Source organism: Bosea sp. (in: a-proteobacteria) (assembly GCF_023953965.1).
Classification (GTDB): domain Bacteria; phylum Pseudomonadota; class Alphaproteobacteria; order Rhizobiales; family Beijerinckiaceae; genus Allobosea.
In genome coordinates this window covers 84,275-101,774 of sequence record NZ_JAMLIX010000002.1, presented here as the reverse complement: position 1 = coordinate 101,774, position 17,500 = coordinate 84,275, and the positions used below count along the sequence as shown (strand labels likewise).

Here is a 17,500-nt window from a genome sequence, read left to right as displayed (position 1 = left end):
GCGGGCGGACATGAGCGAGGCCGGAGAGGACTGGGCGGGACGCAGCGCGGCAGCGGCCGAAGACGCAGGCCTTGCGTCCTTCGCCGCCGGCGGCGCGCTCTTCGTCTGGGACCCGGCCGCGGAAAGGCCGCACCCCGCCAACGCGGCGGCCGAGGCGCTGCTCGGCGGGCGGCCCAACCTGCCGGCGCCAACCCGACAGCGCCTGAACCTGCTGGCCCAGGGCCTCGCCAGCCTCGACGGCATCCGCCTGGAGCGGCTGCGCCTGACGGCGAGCTTCGCCGCGGTCCCCGCGACCTGCGGCTGCAAGCTCGTCGCCCTGCCCGGCGGACAGGCCGTGCTGGCGCTCGCCGTGCAGGCTTCCGAGCTCAGGCGCCTCGGCATCGCGGTTCCCCCGGCCCCGCCCGCCGCGCCCGCCCGGCCGGCCACGATCCGCTTCCTCTGGCAGAGCGACCGCGACGGCAGGCTGACCCGGCTCTCCGAGACGATCTCTGCGCTGGCCGGCGAATCGGCGAGCGCGGGGCTCATCGGCCAAAGCTGGCAGGACCTGCTCGGCCAGGCTGTCATCGACAGCGACGGCGGCCTGATCGAGCGCTTCGCAAGCCCCGCGACCTGGAGCGGCCACAGGGTGCTGTGGCGCACCGAGACGCCGGGCGAGGCCGTGCCGGTCGAGCTTTCCGGCGTGCCCGTCCTCGATGCGGGCCGTCAGCTTTCCGGCTTCCGCGGCTTTGGCATGGCGCGGCTGAACGAACGCCTCCCCTTCCCGGAGGCAGAAGCCGAAGAGCCTGTCGTGGCCGACGAAGACATCAGCGACGCGCCCGGGCCGGACGAACTGTCGCACCAGCCCGAAGAGGAGGCGGAAGAGATCGCCGCCTCGCCCTCTGCCGACGAGCCGCCGGAGACGGAAACGGAAACGGCGGAATCCGCCCCCGAGGCGCCCGAGCCGGACCTTCCGCCCGGCCGGATCGTGCCGCTGCGCAACGGCCATCCGACGGCGATCAGGCCGGTCCTCGAACCGTCGAAATCGCATCTGAGCTCGGCCGAGCGCAACGCCTTCCGCGAGATCGCCAAGGCGCTGGGCGCCCGGCTCACCGACGACGAGGAGCCGGGGGGGCCGCGCCTGCCGCCGGTGGCGCCGCTGCAGGTGCGGGAGAAGCAGGTTCCGCCCGCGGAGGTCGAGGCCGCGGTGCCGGCGCGGCAGCGCAATTCCCATGCGGAGGTGCTCGACCGGCTGCCCGTCGCCGTCCTCGTCAATCGCGACGACGAGGCGCTCTATGCCAACCGCACGCTGCTCGAGCTGCTCGACTATGCCGATCTCGCCGACCTGAAGGCGGGCGGCAATGTCAGCCGCCTGATCAAGGACGCCGCCCGCACCGATGGCGGCGCGATGACGCTGATCGACAGGCTCGGCCATCCGATCGGCGTCGATGCCGTGCTGTCGAGCGTGAACTGGCAGGACGAGCCCGCCACGCTGATGGCCTTCCGCCAGTCCAGGGACGATTGTCGCACGGTGCCGCCGGCGACGCCCGAGGAGGCCGAGGAAGCGGAGCTTGCCGCCGAATTCGCGGCGGAGGAAGCCGAATCGGCCGCCCGCGTCGAGGCGCTGAGGCTCGATGCCGAGGCCCGCGACGCCCGCATCGCCGAGCTCACCGCAATGCTCGACACCGCGACCGACGGCGTCGTGACCGTGGACGATCGCGGCCGCATCCTCTCGCTCAACAAGGCGGCCGAGGCGCTGTTCGGCTACGACCAGCGCGAGGTCACCGGCGAGTTGTTCACCCTGCTCTTCGCCAGCGAGAGCCACGCGCCGGCACTCGACTATCTCGAGGGGCTGAAGGGCGGCGGCGTCGCCTCGGTGATGAACGACGGGCGCGAGGTGCAGGGCCGGGTGCGGCAGGGCGGCAGGATCGCGCTGTTCATGACGATGGGCCAGATCGCGCATGGCGCCGAGCCGCGCTTCTGCGCCGTGCTGCGCGATCTCACCGCCTGGAAGAAGACCGAGGGCGAGCTGGTCGAGGCCCGCAAGGCGGCGGAGATCGCGAGCGCCCAGAAATCCGACGTGCTCGCCAAGATCAGCCATGAGATCCGCACGCCGCTCAACGCCATCATCGGCTTCGCCGAGGTGATGGCCGAGGAGCGCTTCGGGCCGATCGCCAACGAGCGCTACAAGGAATATCTGCGCGACATCCACCAGTCGGGCGGCTACGTCATCAGCCTGGTGAACGACCTGCTCGACCTCGCCAAGATCGAGGCCGGCAAGCTCGATCTCGACTTCGTCAGCGTCAACCTGAACGAGATCGCTCTGTCGACGGTGTCGCTGCTCCAGCCGGAGGCGCAGCGCGGGCGCGTCGTGCTGCGCTCGGGGCTTTCGCCGAAGCTGCCGCCGGTCGTCGCCGACGAGCGCTCGATCCGACAGATCGCGATCAACCTCATCTCCAACGCGGTGAAGTTCACCGATGCCGGCGGGCAGGTGATCATCTCGACCGCGCTCGGCGACCAGGGCGAGGCGATCCTCAGGGTCCGCGACACCGGCATCGGCATGGACGACGACGAGCTGAAGCTCGCGCTCGAGCCCTTCCGCCAGGTGCCGGCGACGCGACGCGCCGGCGGCACGGGCTTAGGCCTGCCCCTGACCAAGGCGCTGGTCGAGGCCAACCGCGCCGCGATGGCGATCACCAGCGTCAAGAAGGAAGGCACGCTGGTCGAGATCACCTTCCCGCCGCAGCGCGTGCTGGCGAGCTGACCTCAGCGTTCGATGCGCGCCATGCTCGGGTTCGACCCGAGCATCTCTGGACGGGAAAACACCCCCGTTACAAAAGCGTCCCGCTCAGGATCACGGCGGCGATGCCGAAATAGATGATGAGCCCGGTGACATCGACCAGCGTCGCGACGAAGGGCGCCGAGGCGCTGGCTGGGTCGAAGCCCAGCCGCTTCAGCGCGAAGGGCAGCATCGAGCCCGCCAGCGAGCCGAAGGTGACGATCCCCAGCAGCGCCGCGCCGACCGTCGCCGCGATCAGCACCCAGTGCGGCCCGTAATCATAGAGCCCGGCCCACTGCCAGAGCGCAATGCGCACCACGCCGATCAGGCCCAGGATGATGCCGAGCGTAACGCCGGTCGGCAGTTCACGCAGCGCCACCCGCCACCAATCCTTCAGCCTGACCTCGCGCAGCGCCAGCGCACGGATGATCAGCGAGGTCGCCTGAGAGCCGGAATTTCCGCCCGCGCTCATGATCAGCGGGATGAACAGCGTCAGCACGATCGCCTTCTCCAGCTCGTCCTCGAAGAACTGCATGGCGGAGGCCGTCAGCATCTCGCCCATCAGCAGGATCGAAAGCCAGCCGGCGCGCTTGCGGATCATCGCGGTGAAGCCGATCTCGTTATAGGGCTGGTCGAGCGCCTCCATGCCGCCGAGCTTCTGCACGTCCTCGGTGGTCTCGGCGATCATCGCGTCGATGACGTCGTCGAAGGTGACGATGCCGATGACGTGCTCCTGCGCATCCACGACCGGCACGGCGAGGAGGTCGTATTTCGTGATCAGGCGCGCCACCTCCTCGCGGTCGACCTCGGGGGCGACGGTGATCGGCTTGCGCGCGGGCACGACCGACTCGACCGGCGCCTCGGGATCGCCGGCGATCAGGCGGCGCAGCGAGACGGCGCGCACGATCTTGCGCGTCACGGAATCGAGCACGTAGATCGCATAGACCGTCTCGCGCGAACGCTCGACGCGGCGGATATGGTCGAGCGTCTGCTGCACCGTCCAGTTCGAGGGCACGCTGACGAACTCGGTCGTCATGATCGAGCCGGCGCTGCGTTCCGGATAGGCCAGGAGCTTGCTGAGGTCGGAGCGGGTCTGGCGGTCGATGCGCCCGCTCAGGCGCTGGCGGGTCTCATCGTCGAACTCCTGGAAGACGTCGGCCGCCCGGTCCGCCGACATGGCCGAGAGCAGCGCCCCGGCGCGGCCCTCCGGCAGCCGCTCCAGCATCTCGGCGGCCGTGGTGAATTCGGGCTGGTCGAGCACCTCGACGGCGCGCTCGAAAGGCAGCTCGGCCAGGACGCGCGTGATCGTCGCCTCGTCCTGCTCGTTCAGCGTCTCGACGATGTCGGCGACGTGCTCATGCGCCAGCGTCCGGGCCAGCGTCACGGCAAGGAGATCCGTGTCGGGGGCGGTCTCGTTCATGGCTCTTGATCCTTGCGATCGGGCCGTCCGGCCGGATCGCAGGCGAGCCGGGGACCCGGTCAGGCGCGCGAGACGGCGTACGGCTTCGACTGTCGACTGGGACTGTCGCTGGGCATCGGGTCGGGGTTTCCTGTGGGCAGCCGGCCGCGAAGGCCGGAAGCACGAGGCCAATGCACCCGCAAGCCGCCGGCGTCAAACGGTTTCTGCACAGGCCGCGGCCCGATCAGGCATTGGCCCAGGCTGCCGGACGAGACTATTGTCGCGACGGCGCACCGGTGCCCGCCGGCCGCCTCGCCGCCCCTGACCCTCTCGCTGGACTTGAAGCCGATGTCCCTGACCATCTATGGCTGCTACCGCTCGCGCACGACGCGCACCATCTGGCTCGCCAGCGAGCTCGGCCTGCCCTTCAAACATGTGCCAGTGATCCAGGCCTATCGCCTGCCCGACCCGGCCGCACCGGGCGCGGCGCTGAACACGCGCAGCCCGGAATTCCTGAAGATCAACCCCAACGGCCATATCCCAAGCATCGACGACGACGGCTTCAAGCTGCACGAATCGCTGGCGATCAACCTCTATCTGGCGCGCAAGCACGGCGGCCCTCTGGCGCCGAAGGACGTGCGGGAGGAAGGCCTGGCAGCGATGTGGTCGCTCTGGGCCGTGACCGAATGCGAGCCCCATGCGCTCAGCCTGCAGCAGCATCTCGCCGCCTTCCCGCCGGAGAAGCGCAAGCCGGAGGTCGCCGAGGCGGCGCTCACCGCGCTCAAAGGCCCCTTCGCCGTGCTCGACAAGGCGCTGGCCGAGGGCAACGGCCATGTCATGGGCGGCCGCTTCACCGTCGCCGATCTCAACCTCGCCGAGGTCATCCGCTACGCCAAGCCGGCCGTGCAGCTCTTCGACGCCGCGCCGCGGGTGAAAGCCTGGCTCGACGCCTGCCAGGCGCGGCCGGCCTTCCAGGCGATGTGGCAGGCCCGCGAGGCCGAAGCCGCCTGAGCATCCGCCTGCGTCATTCCGGGGCTTCGCTTCAGCGAAGAACCCGGAATGACGGCTGCTCGGGCGATTCCCCGCATCGCGGTCCGTCTCGTTCCAAAGGCTTTATTGCCCAAAAATTATGAATTGCTCTAGAGTCGATTCTTCGGCCGGAGTTGCTATCGGGCACGGCTCACCGGCTTCGAGAAGTCGCGGCACAAGCGATACCGGGAACAGGGGACGGCCCATGGATGTGCGGCAGCTGCGATGCTTCATCGCGGTCGCGGAGGAGTTGCATTTCGGCCGGGCGGCCGAGCGGCTCGGCATCGCGCCTCCCGCCCTGTCGCGGCAGATCAGCACGCTCGAGGAGGAGCTCAGCGTCGCGCTCCTGACGCGCACGACCCGGCAGGTCGCGCTGACGCGGGCCGGGCTGATCATGCTCGAGGAAGCGAAGGGCATCCTCGTCAAGATGGAGCATGCCTCGCGTGCCGTGCGCGAGGCCTCGCTCGCCTCGGGCAAGGTGCTGCGCGTCGGCGCGATCGACGCCGCCTCGTCGAGCTTCGTGCCGGAGACGCTGGTGGCCTTCCGCGCCCGCTTCCCCGGCGTCGAGATCAAGTTCGTCGAAGCGATCACCACCGCGCTCATCCAGATGCTGGAGGCGGGCAAGCTCGATCTGGCGCTCACCCGCCCGCCGCGCAAGCCGACCGATTGCGGCTTCGAGATCCTGCGGGTGGAGCGCCCGCTCGTGGTCCTGAACGAGGCGCATCCGCTCGCCGCCCGCGAGCATCTGACGATGCTGGACCTCGTCGGCGAGCCCTTCGTCGTGCCCTCCAAGCGCCTGCGGCCCTATGCCTACGATCTGGTGATGGCCTATTTCGAGAGCGTCGGCGCGGTTCCCAACGTCACGATCGAGGCGACCGAGAAGCCGGCGATGATGTCGGCCGTCGCGGCGGGGCTGGGCATGGCGCTGGCGCCGGACTGGGTCTCGCGGCTCTCCTTCCCCGGCGTGACGCTCAGGCGCCTGCGCGGCGCGATGCTCGACCCGCCGCCGCCCGGAGCGCTCGTCGGCGTCGCCTGGCGCCCGCAGCAGAAGCTGCCGGCGCGCGACCATTTCCTCGCGATCCTGCGGGAAAGCGTGACGCTGCTCGAGGAGCGCCACGTCCTGCCCTTCGCCCCGCCCACAGCACAGAAACGCGCCGTCCGCGCGAAGACGCCAGCCGGAGGAGCCCGATGAATCTGAACCGGATAGAGCAGGCGCGCGGCCTGCGCATACGCTCGACGCAGGATCTCGCCGGCGGCGTGTTCATGGTCGCGCTCGCGCTCGGGGCCTTCTTCTTCGCCTGGGACCTGCCGGCCGGCACGCTGCGCCAGCTCGGCCCCGGCATGCTGCCCAAGGCCTTCGCGGTGATCTGCGGCGGGCTCGGCGTGATGCTGGCGCTCGCCTCGCTGCGCTACGAGGGGGAGGCGCTCTCCGGCTGGTCGTGGAAGGGCATCTTCTTCGCGCTCGGCGGCACCTGCCTGTTCGCGCTGACGATCCGCGGCTTCGAGATCGGCCCGGTCCGGGTTCCGGCACTCGGCCTCATGGTCGCCGGCCCGCTGCTGATCCTGTTCTCGGGGCTGGCGGCCGACGACCGCAAGCTCAGGGAGCTCGCCATCTTCGCCGTGGCGATGTCGGCGGCCTGCATCCTCCTGTTCAAATACGCGCTGAGCCTGCCGATCCCGCTCGCGCCCTGGCTTCTGGGTATCTGAGCCATGGAGATGTTTTCCCATCTGGCGCTCGGCTTCGGCGTCGCGCTGACGCTGAAGAACATCGCGCTGTGCTTCGCCGGCTGCCTCGTCGGCACGCTGATCGGCGTGCTCCCCGGCGTCGGCCCGATCGCGACGATCTCGATCCTCCTGCCGATCACCTTCGGCCTCGAGCCGACCGGAGCCCTGATCATGCTCGCCGGCATCTATTACGGCGCGCAATACGGCGGCTCGACCACCGCGATCCTGGTCAACATCCCCGGCGAGGCGACCTCGGTCGTCACCACGCTCGACGGCCACCAGATGGCCAGGCAGGGCCGCGCCGGCATCGCGCTCGGCACCGCCGCGATCGGCTCGTTCTTCGCCGGCTGCGTCGCCACCCTGATCATCGCCGCGCTCGGCCTGCCGCTGACCCGGATGGCGCTGCTGTTCGGCCCGGCCGAGTATTTCTCGCTGATGGTGATGGGCCTGTGCTTCGCGGTCGTGCTGGCGCGCGGCTCGATCCTCAAGGCCTTCTGCATGATCATGCTGGGCCTGCTGTTCTCGACCGTCGGCACCGACCTCGAGACCGGCCAGGAGCGGCTGACCTTCGGCGTCGCCTCGCTCTCCGACGGCATCGATTTCTCGGTGATGGCGATGGGCGTGTTCGGCTTCGCCGAAGTGCTGCGCAACCTCGAGAGCCCCGAGGCGCGCGACGTCGTCAAGGGCAGGATCGGCCGGCTGCTGCCGGGCTGGGCGGACATGAAGCAGGCGGCGGCGCCGGTGCTGCGCGGCACGGCGATCGGCGGCATCCTCGGCATCCTGCCGGGCAACGGCGCGGTGCTCGGCCCCTTCGCCAGCTATACGATGGAGAAGAAGATCGCCAAGGATCCCTCGCGCTTCGGCAAGGGCGCGATCGAGGGTGTCGCCGGGCCGGAATCGGCCAACAACGCCGGCGCGCAGACCGCCTTCATCCCGCTCTTGACGCTCGGCATCCCGCCGAACGCGGTGATGGCGCTGATGGTCGGCGCGATGACGATCCACGGCATCATTCCCGGCCCGCAGGTGATGACCCGCAACCCGGAGCTGTTCTGGGGCATGGTCGCATCGATGTGGGTCGGAAACCTGATGCTGCTCGTCATCAACCTGCCGCTGGTCGGGATGTGGGTGAAGCTCCTGCAGGTGCCCTACCGGCTGATGTTCCCGGCGATCCTGATCTTCTGCTGCATCGGCATCTATTCGGTGAACAACCAGCCGCTCGACGTCGCCTTCACCGCCCTGTTCGGCCTGTTCGGCTACCTCCTGATCAAGCTCGGCTTCGAGCCGGCGCCGCTGCTGCTCGGCTTCGTGCTCGGCAAGCTGATGGAGGAGAAGCTCCGGCAGGCGCTGATCCTCTCGCGCGGCTCGTTCTACACCTTCATCGACTACCAGAACCGGCCGATCTCGCTTGCCCTGCTGATCGTCGCGGTGCTCATCCTGGTGATCGCGCTCCTGCCCTCGGTCTCGAAGAAGCGCGACGAGGTCTTCACCGAATGACGGGGTTGCCGCGCCGGCACCCCCCTCTAATCTCGCCGTTCAATGAACATCACGGAGGAACACGCATGAAGAAGCTCATCATCGGCCTTGCCACCGCGGCAGCCGCGCTCGGCCTCGCCGCCGGGGCGCAGGCGCAGGGCTACCCGACCAAGCCGATCACCATGATCGTGCCTTTCGCCGCGGGCGGGCCGACCGACATCATCGCGCGCATCGTCGGCGACAACATGTCGAAGACGCTCGGCCAGCAGATCGTGATCGAGAACGTCGCCGGCGCCGGCGGCACCACCGGCATCACCCGGGCCCTGACGGCGGCGCCGGACGGCTACACCATCGCGATGGGGCATCTGGGCACCTTCTCGGCGGCGCCGGCGACCTATCCCGGCCTGAAATACGATCCGATCAACGGCATGCAGGCGATCGGGCTCGCCGGCGGCACGCCGATCCTGATCGTCGCCCGCAAGAACCTCGAGGTGCCCGACCTCAAGGCCTTCATCGCCGCCGTGAAGGCCAATCCGGACAAGTTCAACGAGGCCCATGCCGGCCTCGGCTCGGTCTCCTGGACGACCTGCACCCTGTTCAAGGGCATCCTCGGCGTGCCGCGGATCAACGCCGTCGCCTATCGCGGCACCGGGCCGGCACTGAACGACCTCGTCTCCGGCCAGGTCGACTTCATGTGCGACCAGATCGTCTCCGTCGCCGAGCAGGTGCGCGCCAACACCATCCGCGCCTTCGCCGTCGCCTCCGCCCAGCGCTCGCCGGCCCTGCCGGACGTGCCGACGACGAAGGAGGCCGGCCTGCCCGAGTTCCAGATCGAGGCGTGGAACGGGCTCGCCGGGCCCAAGGGCATGCCGAAGGAGGCGCTCGACAAGCTGGTCGACGCGCTCGACAAGGCGCTGAACGACGAGGGCACCAAGAAGCGCCTGCTCGATCTCGGCACCGTGCTGCCGACCGCCGAGGAGCGGACCCCGGCCGGCTTCGCCGCTCTGATCAAGCGCGACGCCGAGAAGCTCACGCCCGCGCTGTCGGCCGCGCCGAAGCAGTAACGATCGGTTCGGAAGCATCATGACGGCGGGCCTTGCGGCCCGCCGTTTTCATTGGCGAACCGGGCTTGGGAGCGGTTCCGACCGCCCCTGACATATTTCACTCAACTCAACACCCTGATAATTCACATCTTTTTCAGACACGCCTGCGGCCTTTAACATCTCGTGACCCGCCCGGGCCGGAACTGGCCGCGCGCCTTTCCCGTTCCTCCGCCACCGAAGCCCACTTCGAAAGGAGAGGAACCATGTTGAAGAAACTTGCCCTCGTCGCGGCTCTCGCCGCCGCGCCCACCATCGCCTTCGCGCAGAACCAGCCCTCGGGCGGCGCGGTCGGCGGCGCGACCAGCGGTGCCGCGAGCGGCGCCGTCGGCGGCGCGATCGTCGGCGGCCCGGTCGGCGCGGTGGTCGGCGGTGTCGGCGGCGCCGTTGTCGGCGCGATCATCGGCGATGCCGCCCAGCCGCGCCTGCGGACCTATGTCGTCGAGCAGGGCGTGCCGTCCTACCCCTATGCCGAGCCGGTGGTGGTCGGCACGATGCTGCCGGAGCATGGCGTCGTCTATCGCCCGCTGCCGCCGGAATACGGCCCGGCGGCCTCGAACTACCGCTATACGGTGGTGAACGACCGCACGGTCATCGTCGAGCCGCAGACGCGCCGCGTCGTGCAGATCATCGAGTAATGCGGTCCGGCCCGCTCCGCATGGGGCGGGCCACTCGCTGCCGTCAACGCGTGCCGAACATGCGGTCGCCCGCGTCGCCGAGGCCCGGAGCGATATAGCCGTGGTCGTTGAGACGCTCGTCGATCGCCGCCGTCCAGATGCGCACGTCGGGGTGGGCGCCGCGCAGGCGGGCGATGCCTTCCGGCGCCGCCAGCAGGCAGACGAAGCGCAGATCCCTGGCGCCGCGCTCCTTCAGGCGCTCGACCGCCGCGACGGCGGAATTCGCGGTCGCCAGCATCGGGTCCATCACCACGACCATGCGCTCGGCGATGTCGGAGGGCGCCTTGAAGTAATATTCGACGGCCTGGAGCGTATCGGGGTCGCGATAGAGCCCGATATGGGCGACGCGGGCGGCCGGGACCAGCTCCAGCATGCCGTCGAGGAAGCCGACCCCGGCGCGCAGGATCGGCGCGAAGACCAGCTTCTTGCCGGCGATGACCGGCTGCATCGTGGTCGCCAGCGGCGTCTCGACCTCGATCATCTCGATCGGCAGGTCGCGCGTCACCTCGTAGCAGAGCAGCATGCCGATCTCGTTGAGGAGCTCGCGGAAGCTTCTGGTCGAGCGGTCCTTCTGCCGCATCAGCGTCAGCTTGTGCCGCACCAGCGGGTGATCGACGACGATGACGCCGTCCGGGCTTGCGGTCATGCGTCGATTTCCCTCTTTCAAGCGCCCACGGCCCCGGACCGAAAACGAACGAAGGCCCCGGACGGGAACGTCCGGGGCCCTCTGGGCTTGACGCGAAATCTGAACCGGCGCGGCGCCGGCGTCAATCGCCTCAGAAGACGGCGAGATAGCGCAGGAGCGCGATGATGCCGATCACGATCACGATGATCTGCACGACGTTCTTGATCGGCCCGTCGAGCGGCAGCATCCGCACGAGATAGAGCACGAGGCCTATGACCAGAACGGTGATCAGCAGCGAAATCAGGATGGACATGGATTCAGCCCCTTGCTCGGCCGGTAGCCGGCCCCCCGAGCCCGGCCGCGACGCATTCGCGGCCCGTCAGCCCCGCCGACAGAACGTCGCAGGGCGGGAATAGGTTCCGGGGCGCGAATCAGCCGGCGATGCGGTCGAAATCCGCGACCGCGCGCGTCGCCTGGCGCAGCTGGTCGAGCAGCTTCAGGCGGTTGGCGCGCAAGGCGGGATCGGGATCGTTGACCGTGACCTTGTCGAAGAAGGCATCGACCGCCGGGCGAAGCTCGGCCAGCGCCGCCATGGCGCCCTCGTAATCCTCGGCGGCGACGGCGGCCTCTGCCTTCGGCGTCGCCTGCGCCAGGGCGACGGCGAGCGCCTTCTCCTCGATCAGCCCGGCCTCGGCGATGAGGTGCAGGTCCGGCGCGGCGGAAAAGGCGCCCTCCCCGTCCTTCTTCTCCTCGGCCTTGAGGATGTTGGCGGCGCGCCTGTAGCCGGCGAGCAGGTTCTTGCCGTCCTCGGTGTCGAGGAAGCGGCCGAGCGCGGCAACGCGGCGGGTGATCAGGAGAAGGTCGTCCCTTCCTTCTCCCCTCGGGGGAAAAGGTGTCTGCGAAGCAGACGGATGAGGGCCATCGGCGCCCTGCATCCCCTCATCTGCCAGCGCTGACGCGCTGCCACCTTCTCCCCCAAGGGGAGAAGGATCGCCCAGCACCGCGTCGACGAGATCATGCCGCGCGCCCTGGTCGCGGAGCATGACCTTCAGGCGGTCGTGGAAGAAGGAGAGGAGGTCGGCGTCCTTCACGACCCGCGTCAGCGGCAACCGCACCCCGTTCTCGACCACCAGCCGGATCACCCCCAGCGCTGCTCGCCTCAGCGCATAAGGGTCCTTGCTGCCGGTCGGCTTCTCGTCGATGGCCCAGAAGCCGACCAGCGTGTCGAGCTTGTCGGCCAGAGCCACCGCGACCGACACCGGATCGGCCGGCACGCGATCGGAAGGCCCGAGCGGCTTGTAATGCTCCTCGATGGCCGCCGCCACGCTCGAGTCCTCGCCCTGCAATTCCGCGTATTTGCGGCCCATCAGCCCCTGCAATTCGGGGAACTCGCCGACCATCTCGGTCGGCAGGTCGGCCTTGGCGAGCTTCGCGGCACGCTCGGCCTTCTCCGGATCGGCGCCGACGATCGGCGCCAGCTCCCGCGCCAGCGCCGCGATGCGCCGGACGCGCTCGCCTTGCGTGCCGAGCTTGGCGTGGAAGACGACGCCGAGCTTGTCGAGCTTGGCCATGCGCTGGTCGAGCGGCTTCGCCAGATCGAGACCGAGCGCGCTGGCGCTCTCCTTCAAGGTATCGAGATCGGGCAGCGGGCCGCGATCGGTCTGCCAGAAATAGGCGGCGTCGGAGAGGCGGGCGCGCACGACGCGGCCGTTGCCGGCGGTGATCGCCGCGCCGCCGTCGCTCGCCATCAGGTTCGAGACCAGGATGAAGCGGTTGGCGAGATCGCCCGTCTTCGGATCACGCAGCACAAAGCATTTCTGGTTGGCGCGGATGGTGGCGCGGATCGCCTCGCCCGGAATGTCGAGGAAACGCTCCTCGAATGCGCCCATCAGCACCACCGGCCATTCGACGAGGCCGGCGACCTCCTCCAAGAGCCCCTCGTCCTCGACCAGGTCGAGCCCCTGCGCGAAGGCGAGGTTGCGGGCGTCGGCGAGGATGATCTCCTTGCGCCGGTCGGCGTCGAGCACGACCTTCGCCTTCTCCAGCGAGGCGACGTAGTCCGTGAGCCGCTTCACGGTGATCGGGCCCGGCGCATGGAAACGATGGCCATAGGTGACGTTGCCCGAGGCGATGCCGTCGACCGCGAAGGGCACGATCTCCGTGTCCTCGGTCTCGGCGCCGAAAGTGCAGAGGATGGAATGCAGCGGGCGCACCCAGCGCAGGCTCGCGCCCGCCGCCGAAGCCTGCCCCCAGCGCATCGATTTCGGCCAGGGGAAGGCGCGGATCACCGCCGGAACGATCTCGGCGATGGCTTGAAGCGTCTCCTGCCCCGGCTTCTCGATGATCGCGACGTAGGAATCGCCCTTCTTCGGGTCGCTGACGATGGTCGCCTGGTCGAGATGGCTAAGCCCCGCCGCCTTGAGGAAGCCCTGCACGGCGGCTTCCGGCGCGCCGACGCGCGGACCTTTTCGCTCCTCGCGCACGTCGCGGCCGCGCACCGGCAGGCCGGCGACATGCAAAGCGAGCCGGCGCGGCGTGGCGAAGGCCTTGGCGCCCTCATAGACGAGGCCGCGCTCGACCAGCGCGTCGGTGACGAGCTTCTTCAGATCCTCGGCGGCCTTGCGCTGCATGCGCGCCGGGATTTCCTCGGAGAAGAGTTCGAGCAGGAGATCGGGCATCACGCAGCCCCCCCGCCGGCGGTCTTCAGCCAGGCCGCGCCGCAGGCCTTGGCGAGCTCGCGCACGCGCAGGATGTAGCTCTGCCGCTCGGTGACCGAGATCACGCCGCGCGCATCGAGCAGGTTGAAGACATGGCTCGCCTTGATGCACTGGTCATAGGCCGGCAGGGCGAGCTGGTGGCGGGACGGGTCGTCGCCGGCGGCGAGCAGCGCCTTGCATTCGGCTTCCGCATCCGCGAAGTGGCGGAACAGCATTTCAGTGTTCGCATGCTCGAAATTATGCCGCGAATATTCCTGCTCGGCCTGCAGGAAGACGTCGCCGTAGCTGACACGATCGGCGCCGTCGAGGCCGTTGAAATTGAGGTCGTAGACGTTCTCGACGCCCTGGACATACATCGCCAGGCGCTCCAGCCCGTAGGTCAATTCGCCGGCGACCGGCGCGCATTCGACGCCCGCGACCTGCTGGAAGTAAGTGAACTGGCTCACCTCCATGCCGTCGCACCAGCATTCCCAGCCGAGGCCCCAGGCGCCGAGCGTCGGGCTTTCCCAATCGTCCTCGACGAAGCGCACGTCGTGCAGCGCAAGGTCGACGCCGATGGCTTCGAGCGAGTCGAGGTAGAGCTGCTGGATGTCCGGCGGCGACGGCTTCAGGATCACCTGGAACTGGTAATAATGCTGGAGCCTGTTGGGGTTCTCGCCATAGCGGCCGTCCTTGGGGCGGCGCGAGGGCTGGACATAGGCCGCCCGCCAGGGCTTCGGCCCGAGCGCGCGCAGCGTCGTCGCCGGGTGGAAGGTGCCGGCGCCGACCTCCATGTCGTAGGGCTGGAGGACCACGCAACCTCGCTCGGCCCAGAAGCGCTGCAAGGCGATGAGCAGCCCCTGGAAGGAGCGGGTCGGGTCCATCGCCGGGGAGGAAGCCGGGATGGCGGCGTGCGAGACTGGCGCGGGGGCGGACACGTGCCTGCAACCTTCCGATAGCAAGGGAATGGGGGGTGATTAGGGTTCGTGCCCGCCATGGTCAAGCACGGGCCGGAACCGAAGGCGGACAGGTTTCGTTCATATCCCACCTGCTATCAAGGCAGGCAACCGCATGGTTCGCAATGCTCGGGGTGAGCATTTGATGGCGGGCCGGCGGCCGCATAACCAAGGAGACAAGCCCATGTTGACAACCCGCATCATTGCCGCCGCCTTCGGCGCCGCAACCTTGCTCGGTGCCGCCATGAGCAGCGCCCCGGCTTCCGCCGCCCCGTTCTCCGCCGCCCCGGCGTTCGGCGCGGGCGCGGAGACCGGCCTCGTCCAGCAGGCATGGCATCACGGCCGGCCGCATAACGGCCGACACGTGCGCTGCTGGACCGAACACCGCCGGGTCTGGAACGGCCATCGCTGGGTGCGCCGCTCGGTCAGGATCTGCCGCTGAGCCCGCGCAACCATGGCCGCAATGCGGCCGGCGGCTGAAGACAGGCTGAACGGCACGGTCCCGTGCCGTTCAGCTTCACAGTCTTAAGGTTTCATCCAAGGACGGCGTTTCATCCGACGGCAGAGGCTGCCGACGCCCTCCCATGGAGGTTTTCATGTTTCGGACGACGATTGTCACCCTGGCGACGGCCGGCGCGCTCGGCCTCGCGGCGCTCGGCACCAGCCCCGCCGCCGCCTCCCCGCTCGCGGCGGGCCCGATCGCCAGCGAAGGCATGGTGCAGCAGGCGCAGTATTACGGCCCACGCCGTCATTACGCCCCGCCGCGCTACTATGGCCCGCGCCATTACCGGCCGAGGCCCCATTATGCGCCGCCGCGCGTCTACGGCCCGCGGCCCTATTACGGCCCGCCGCGCTACTACGGCCCGCGCCGCTACTGGTAACCGGGAAGACGCGCATAGCCGCGATGGAGCGCCTCGCTCAGGGGCGCGAGCTTGCCATCCGGACTATTGATCACGAAAGCCGGCAGCAACGCTGCCGGCTTTCTGCTGTTCATGACCGCCGTGACGAGGATGCGGATGGCCGGCCTGTCGGCGAAGGCGTGGACCGGCCGGACGGCGAGCGCGCCGAAGCCGGTCGAGAGGCCGGCCAGCACCTCCGGCAGCGCCTCGGCCCGGTGGATCAGCGCCAGATGCCCGCCCGGCCGCAGCAGGCGCCGCGCGGCGCGCAGCCATGGCGCGAGCGCGCCTTCCTCCGCGACATGGGCGGCCTTGCGGTTGGGAACGGGCGAGGCTCTGCTCCCGCCCGGCGGATAGAAAGGCGGATTCATCGCGACCGCATCGAAGGAGGCGGGCACGAGGCCGCGCTCCGACAGGATCGCCGCCCGCGCGGCGACATCGGCCGCGATCACGTCCACGCGCCCGGCCATCCCGTTGAGCGCGGCGTTGCGCCGGGCGAGCGCGGCGAGCTCGGGATCGCGCTCCAGCAGGGTGACACGCAAGCCCGGTTGCGCCAGCGCCGCAGCCAGGCCGACCGTGCCGACGCCGGCCCCGATATCGAGAAGAGCGCCTTCTGCGAGCTCCGGCAGGGCCGCCGCCAGCAGAAGCGCGTCGCTGCCGGCGCGATGGCCCCTGGCCGGCTGCAGCAATCTCAGCCTGCCGTCGAGCAGACGGTCCTCGACGATCTCGCCGAGCCCGGCCTCACTCATGGCGCAGTTCCGCGCCGTAGCCGGCCTCGATCAGCAGCGCCCGCGCGCGCCGGCGATCCGCCTCGCGCACCAGCAGGCGGCGGGGAAAGGCGCCGATCATGCCTTCGAGCGCGCTGATGTGCTGATCCGCGATCAGGCAATCGAGGCCGGCCGAGGCCAGGAGGGCCTCCAGCGCGCCGAGCAGGACGAGATCGTTGGTGCGGACGAGTTCATGCATCCGCCCATGGAACCCGGCCGCCCCGGCGCGCGCAAGAGCCGGTGCGGCGTCGCGACGGTTTGCAGGGGCTGGCGTCCCGTGCGACGGTTGTGGCATGGCTCGGGCGCGCCGCCCGGCGCGGGGATCACGGGGTGTTTCAGTGGGTGTCGTCGTATCCCTCGAGGAACGGGAATCGAATCAGGCCGGCATCGAGCCGCTGGTCGCGCTGACGCGCGCGGACATGGAGCGCGTCAACGCGATGATCCTGTCGCGCACCGGCTCGGACGTGACGATGATCCCGGAGGTCGCCAACCACCTGATCTCCTCGGGCGGCAAGCGCCTGCGGCCAATGCTGACGCTCGCCATGGCCAATCTCTGCGGCTATGCGGGCGAGGGCCATGTCAAGCTCGCGGCCTCCGTCGAGTTCATGCACACCGCCACGCTGCTGCACGACGACGTCGTCGACGAGAGCGACATGCGCCGCGGCAAGCTCGCCGCGCGCATGCTCTGGGGCAACGAGGCGAGCGTGCTGGTCGGCGATTTCCTGCTCGGCCAGGCGTTCAAGATGATGGTCGAGGTCGGCTCGCTGCGCGCGCTCGACATCCTGTCGACGGCCGCCACCGTGATCGCCGAGGGCGAGGTCTTCCAGCTCGCGGTCGCCAAGAACACGGAGACGACCGAGGACGAATATCTTTCGGTGATCCGCGGCAAGACGGCGGAGCTCTTCGCCGCCGCCTGCGAGGTCGGGCCGGTGATCGCCGGCTCCCCGAAGGCGAGCGACGCCGCCTGCCGCAGCTACGGCCTCAATCTCGGCATCGCCTTCCAGCTCATCGACGACGCGCTCGACTATGGCGGCGTCGCCGCCAAGCTCGGCAAGAACACCGGCGACGATTTCCGCGAGGGCAAGATCACGCTGCCGGTGGTGCTCTCCTTCCGCCGCGGCGACGAGGCCGAGCGCGCCTTCTGGAAACGCACGCTCCAGGATGGAGAGATCCGGGAGGGTGACCTGGAAGAAGCGCAGGCGATCATGCGCCGGCACCAGGCGCTCGACGACACGATCGCCCGCGCCGGGCATTATGCGCGCATGGCCAAGGACGCGCTCGGCCTGTTCCCGGCCTCGCCGATGAAGCAGGCGCTCAACGCCGCGGTCGATTTCTGCGTGGCGCGGGCGCATTGAGAGAATACGCGGGGAACCCCCTTCCCTCCGGGATAGCGTTCCCCGCC

Annotated in this window: 17 protein-coding genes; 10 read left to right on the top strand and 7 right to left on the bottom strand. The window is 69.4% G+C overall.

The window, feature by feature from the left end; all coding sequences use genetic code 11:
- Window positions 1–10: 10 nt before the first annotated feature.
- Window positions 11–2,740: an ATP-binding protein gene (locus tag M9917_RS15415; RefSeq protein WP_297255104.1), complete on the top strand. Its 2,730-nt coding sequence runs from the start codon at window positions 11–13 to the stop codon at window positions 2,738–2,740.
- A 67-nt stretch (window positions 2,741–2,807) separates the two neighbouring features.
- On the opposite strand, the gene mgtE is transcribed toward M9917_RS15415, so the two are convergent.
- Window positions 2,808–4,175, bottom strand: coding sequence for a magnesium transporter (mgtE, locus tag M9917_RS15410; RefSeq protein WP_297255102.1), 1,368 nt, complete (start codon window positions 4,173–4,175; stop codon window positions 2,808–2,810).
- 327 nt (window positions 4,176–4,502) lie between these two features.
- On the opposite strand from mgtE, the gene M9917_RS15405 reads away from it, so the two are divergent.
- The 6 genes from M9917_RS15405 to M9917_RS15380 all read left to right on the top strand — a co-directional run bounded on the left by M9917_RS15405 (window position 4,503) and on the right by M9917_RS15380 (window position 10,119).
- The gene (locus M9917_RS15405; RefSeq protein WP_297255100.1) at window positions 4,503–5,165 is read left to right on the top strand and encodes a glutathione S-transferase family protein; all 663 of its coding nucleotides are present in this window, start codon (window positions 4,503–4,505) and stop codon (window positions 5,163–5,165) included.
- A gap of 223 nt (window positions 5,166–5,388) precedes the next feature.
- On the top strand, window positions 5,389–6,375 hold the full coding sequence (locus M9917_RS15400) for a LysR family transcriptional regulator (protein ID WP_297255098.1): 987 nt from the start codon (window positions 5,389–5,391) through the stop codon (window positions 6,373–6,375).
- Complete coding sequence (locus tag M9917_RS15395) at window positions 6,372–6,890, top strand: tripartite tricarboxylate transporter TctB family protein (protein WP_297255096.1); 519 nt, start codon at window positions 6,372–6,374, stop codon at window positions 6,888–6,890. Before M9917_RS15400 ends, M9917_RS15395 begins: the two co-directional genes overlap by 4 nt.
- Before the next feature lie 3 nt (window positions 6,891–6,893).
- On the top strand, window positions 6,894–8,402 hold the full coding sequence (locus M9917_RS15390; RefSeq protein WP_297255095.1) for a tripartite tricarboxylate transporter permease: 1,509 nt from the start codon (window positions 6,894–6,896) through the stop codon (window positions 8,400–8,402).
- A gap of 65 nt (window positions 8,403–8,467) precedes the next feature.
- Window positions 8,468–9,445, top strand: coding sequence for a tripartite tricarboxylate transporter substrate-binding protein (locus M9917_RS15385; protein ID WP_297255092.1), 978 nt, complete (start codon window positions 8,468–8,470; stop codon window positions 9,443–9,445).
- 242 nt (window positions 9,446–9,687) lie between these two features.
- Entirely contained in the window at window positions 9,688–10,119 is a 432-nt protein-coding gene (locus M9917_RS15380) for a DUF1236 domain-containing protein (protein WP_297255090.1), read from the top strand.
- Window positions 10,120–10,162: 43 nt separating this feature from the next.
- Here the strand turns inward: M9917_RS15380 and upp are convergent, their stop codons facing one another.
- From upp to M9917_RS15360, 4 genes are all read right to left on the bottom strand, one after another.
- Complete coding sequence (gene upp, locus M9917_RS15375) at window positions 10,163–10,804, bottom strand: uracil phosphoribosyltransferase (RefSeq protein ID WP_297255088.1); 642 nt, start codon at window positions 10,802–10,804, stop codon at window positions 10,163–10,165.
- A gap of 130 nt (window positions 10,805–10,934) precedes the next feature.
- On the bottom strand, window positions 10,935–11,096 hold the full coding sequence (locus M9917_RS15370; protein WP_297255086.1) for a Thivi_2564 family membrane protein: 162 nt from the start codon (window positions 11,094–11,096) through the stop codon (window positions 10,935–10,937).
- 118 nt (window positions 11,097–11,214) lie between these two features.
- Window positions 11,215–13,461, bottom strand: a complete 2,247-nt coding sequence (gene glyS, locus M9917_RS15365) for a glycine--tRNA ligase subunit beta (RefSeq protein WP_297255084.1) — start codon at window positions 13,459–13,461, stop codon at window positions 11,215–11,217.
- A complete protein-coding gene (locus M9917_RS15360; protein WP_297257090.1) occupies window positions 13,461–14,363 on the bottom strand; it encodes a glycine--tRNA ligase subunit alpha in 903 nt (300 codons plus the stop codon). The genes glyS and M9917_RS15360 overlap by 1 nt, the downstream gene beginning before the upstream one ends.
- A gap of 256 nt (window positions 14,364–14,619) precedes the next feature.
- On the opposite strand from M9917_RS15360, the gene M9917_RS15355 reads away from it, so the two are divergent.
- Together M9917_RS15355 and M9917_RS15350 are read left to right on the top strand one after the other, a co-directional pair.
- Window positions 14,620–14,877 carry a hypothetical protein gene (locus tag M9917_RS15355; protein WP_297255082.1) on the top strand — a complete coding sequence of 86 codons (258 nt, stop codon included), beginning with the start codon at window positions 14,620–14,622 and terminating at the stop codon, window positions 14,875–14,877.
- A gap of 154 nt (window positions 14,878–15,031) precedes the next feature.
- Window positions 15,032–15,316: a hypothetical protein gene (locus M9917_RS15350; protein ID WP_297255080.1), complete on the top strand. Its 285-nt coding sequence runs from the start codon at window positions 15,032–15,034 to the stop codon at window positions 15,314–15,316.
- On the opposite strand, the gene M9917_RS15345 is transcribed toward M9917_RS15350, so the two are convergent.
- The gene (locus tag M9917_RS15345; protein WP_297255079.1) at window positions 15,307–16,080 is read right to left on the bottom strand and encodes a tRNA1(Val) (adenine(37)-N6)-methyltransferase; all 774 of its coding nucleotides are present in this window, start codon (window positions 16,078–16,080) and stop codon (window positions 15,307–15,309) included. The two genes, M9917_RS15350 and M9917_RS15345, sit on opposite strands and share 10 nt — an antisense overlap.
- Window positions 16,073–16,297 carry a putative signal transducing protein gene (locus M9917_RS15340; RefSeq protein ID WP_297255077.1) on the bottom strand — a complete coding sequence of 75 codons (225 nt, stop codon included), beginning with the start codon at window positions 16,295–16,297 and terminating at the stop codon, window positions 16,073–16,075. Before M9917_RS15340 ends, M9917_RS15345 begins: the two co-directional genes overlap by 8 nt.
- Before the next feature lie 139 nt (window positions 16,298–16,436).
- On the opposite strand from M9917_RS15340, the gene M9917_RS15335 reads away from it, so the two are divergent.
- On the top strand, window positions 16,437–17,453 hold the full coding sequence (locus tag M9917_RS15335) for a polyprenyl synthetase family protein (RefSeq protein WP_297255076.1): 1,017 nt from the start codon (window positions 16,437–16,439) through the stop codon (window positions 17,451–17,453).
- Window positions 17,454–17,500: the final 47 nt, after the last annotated feature.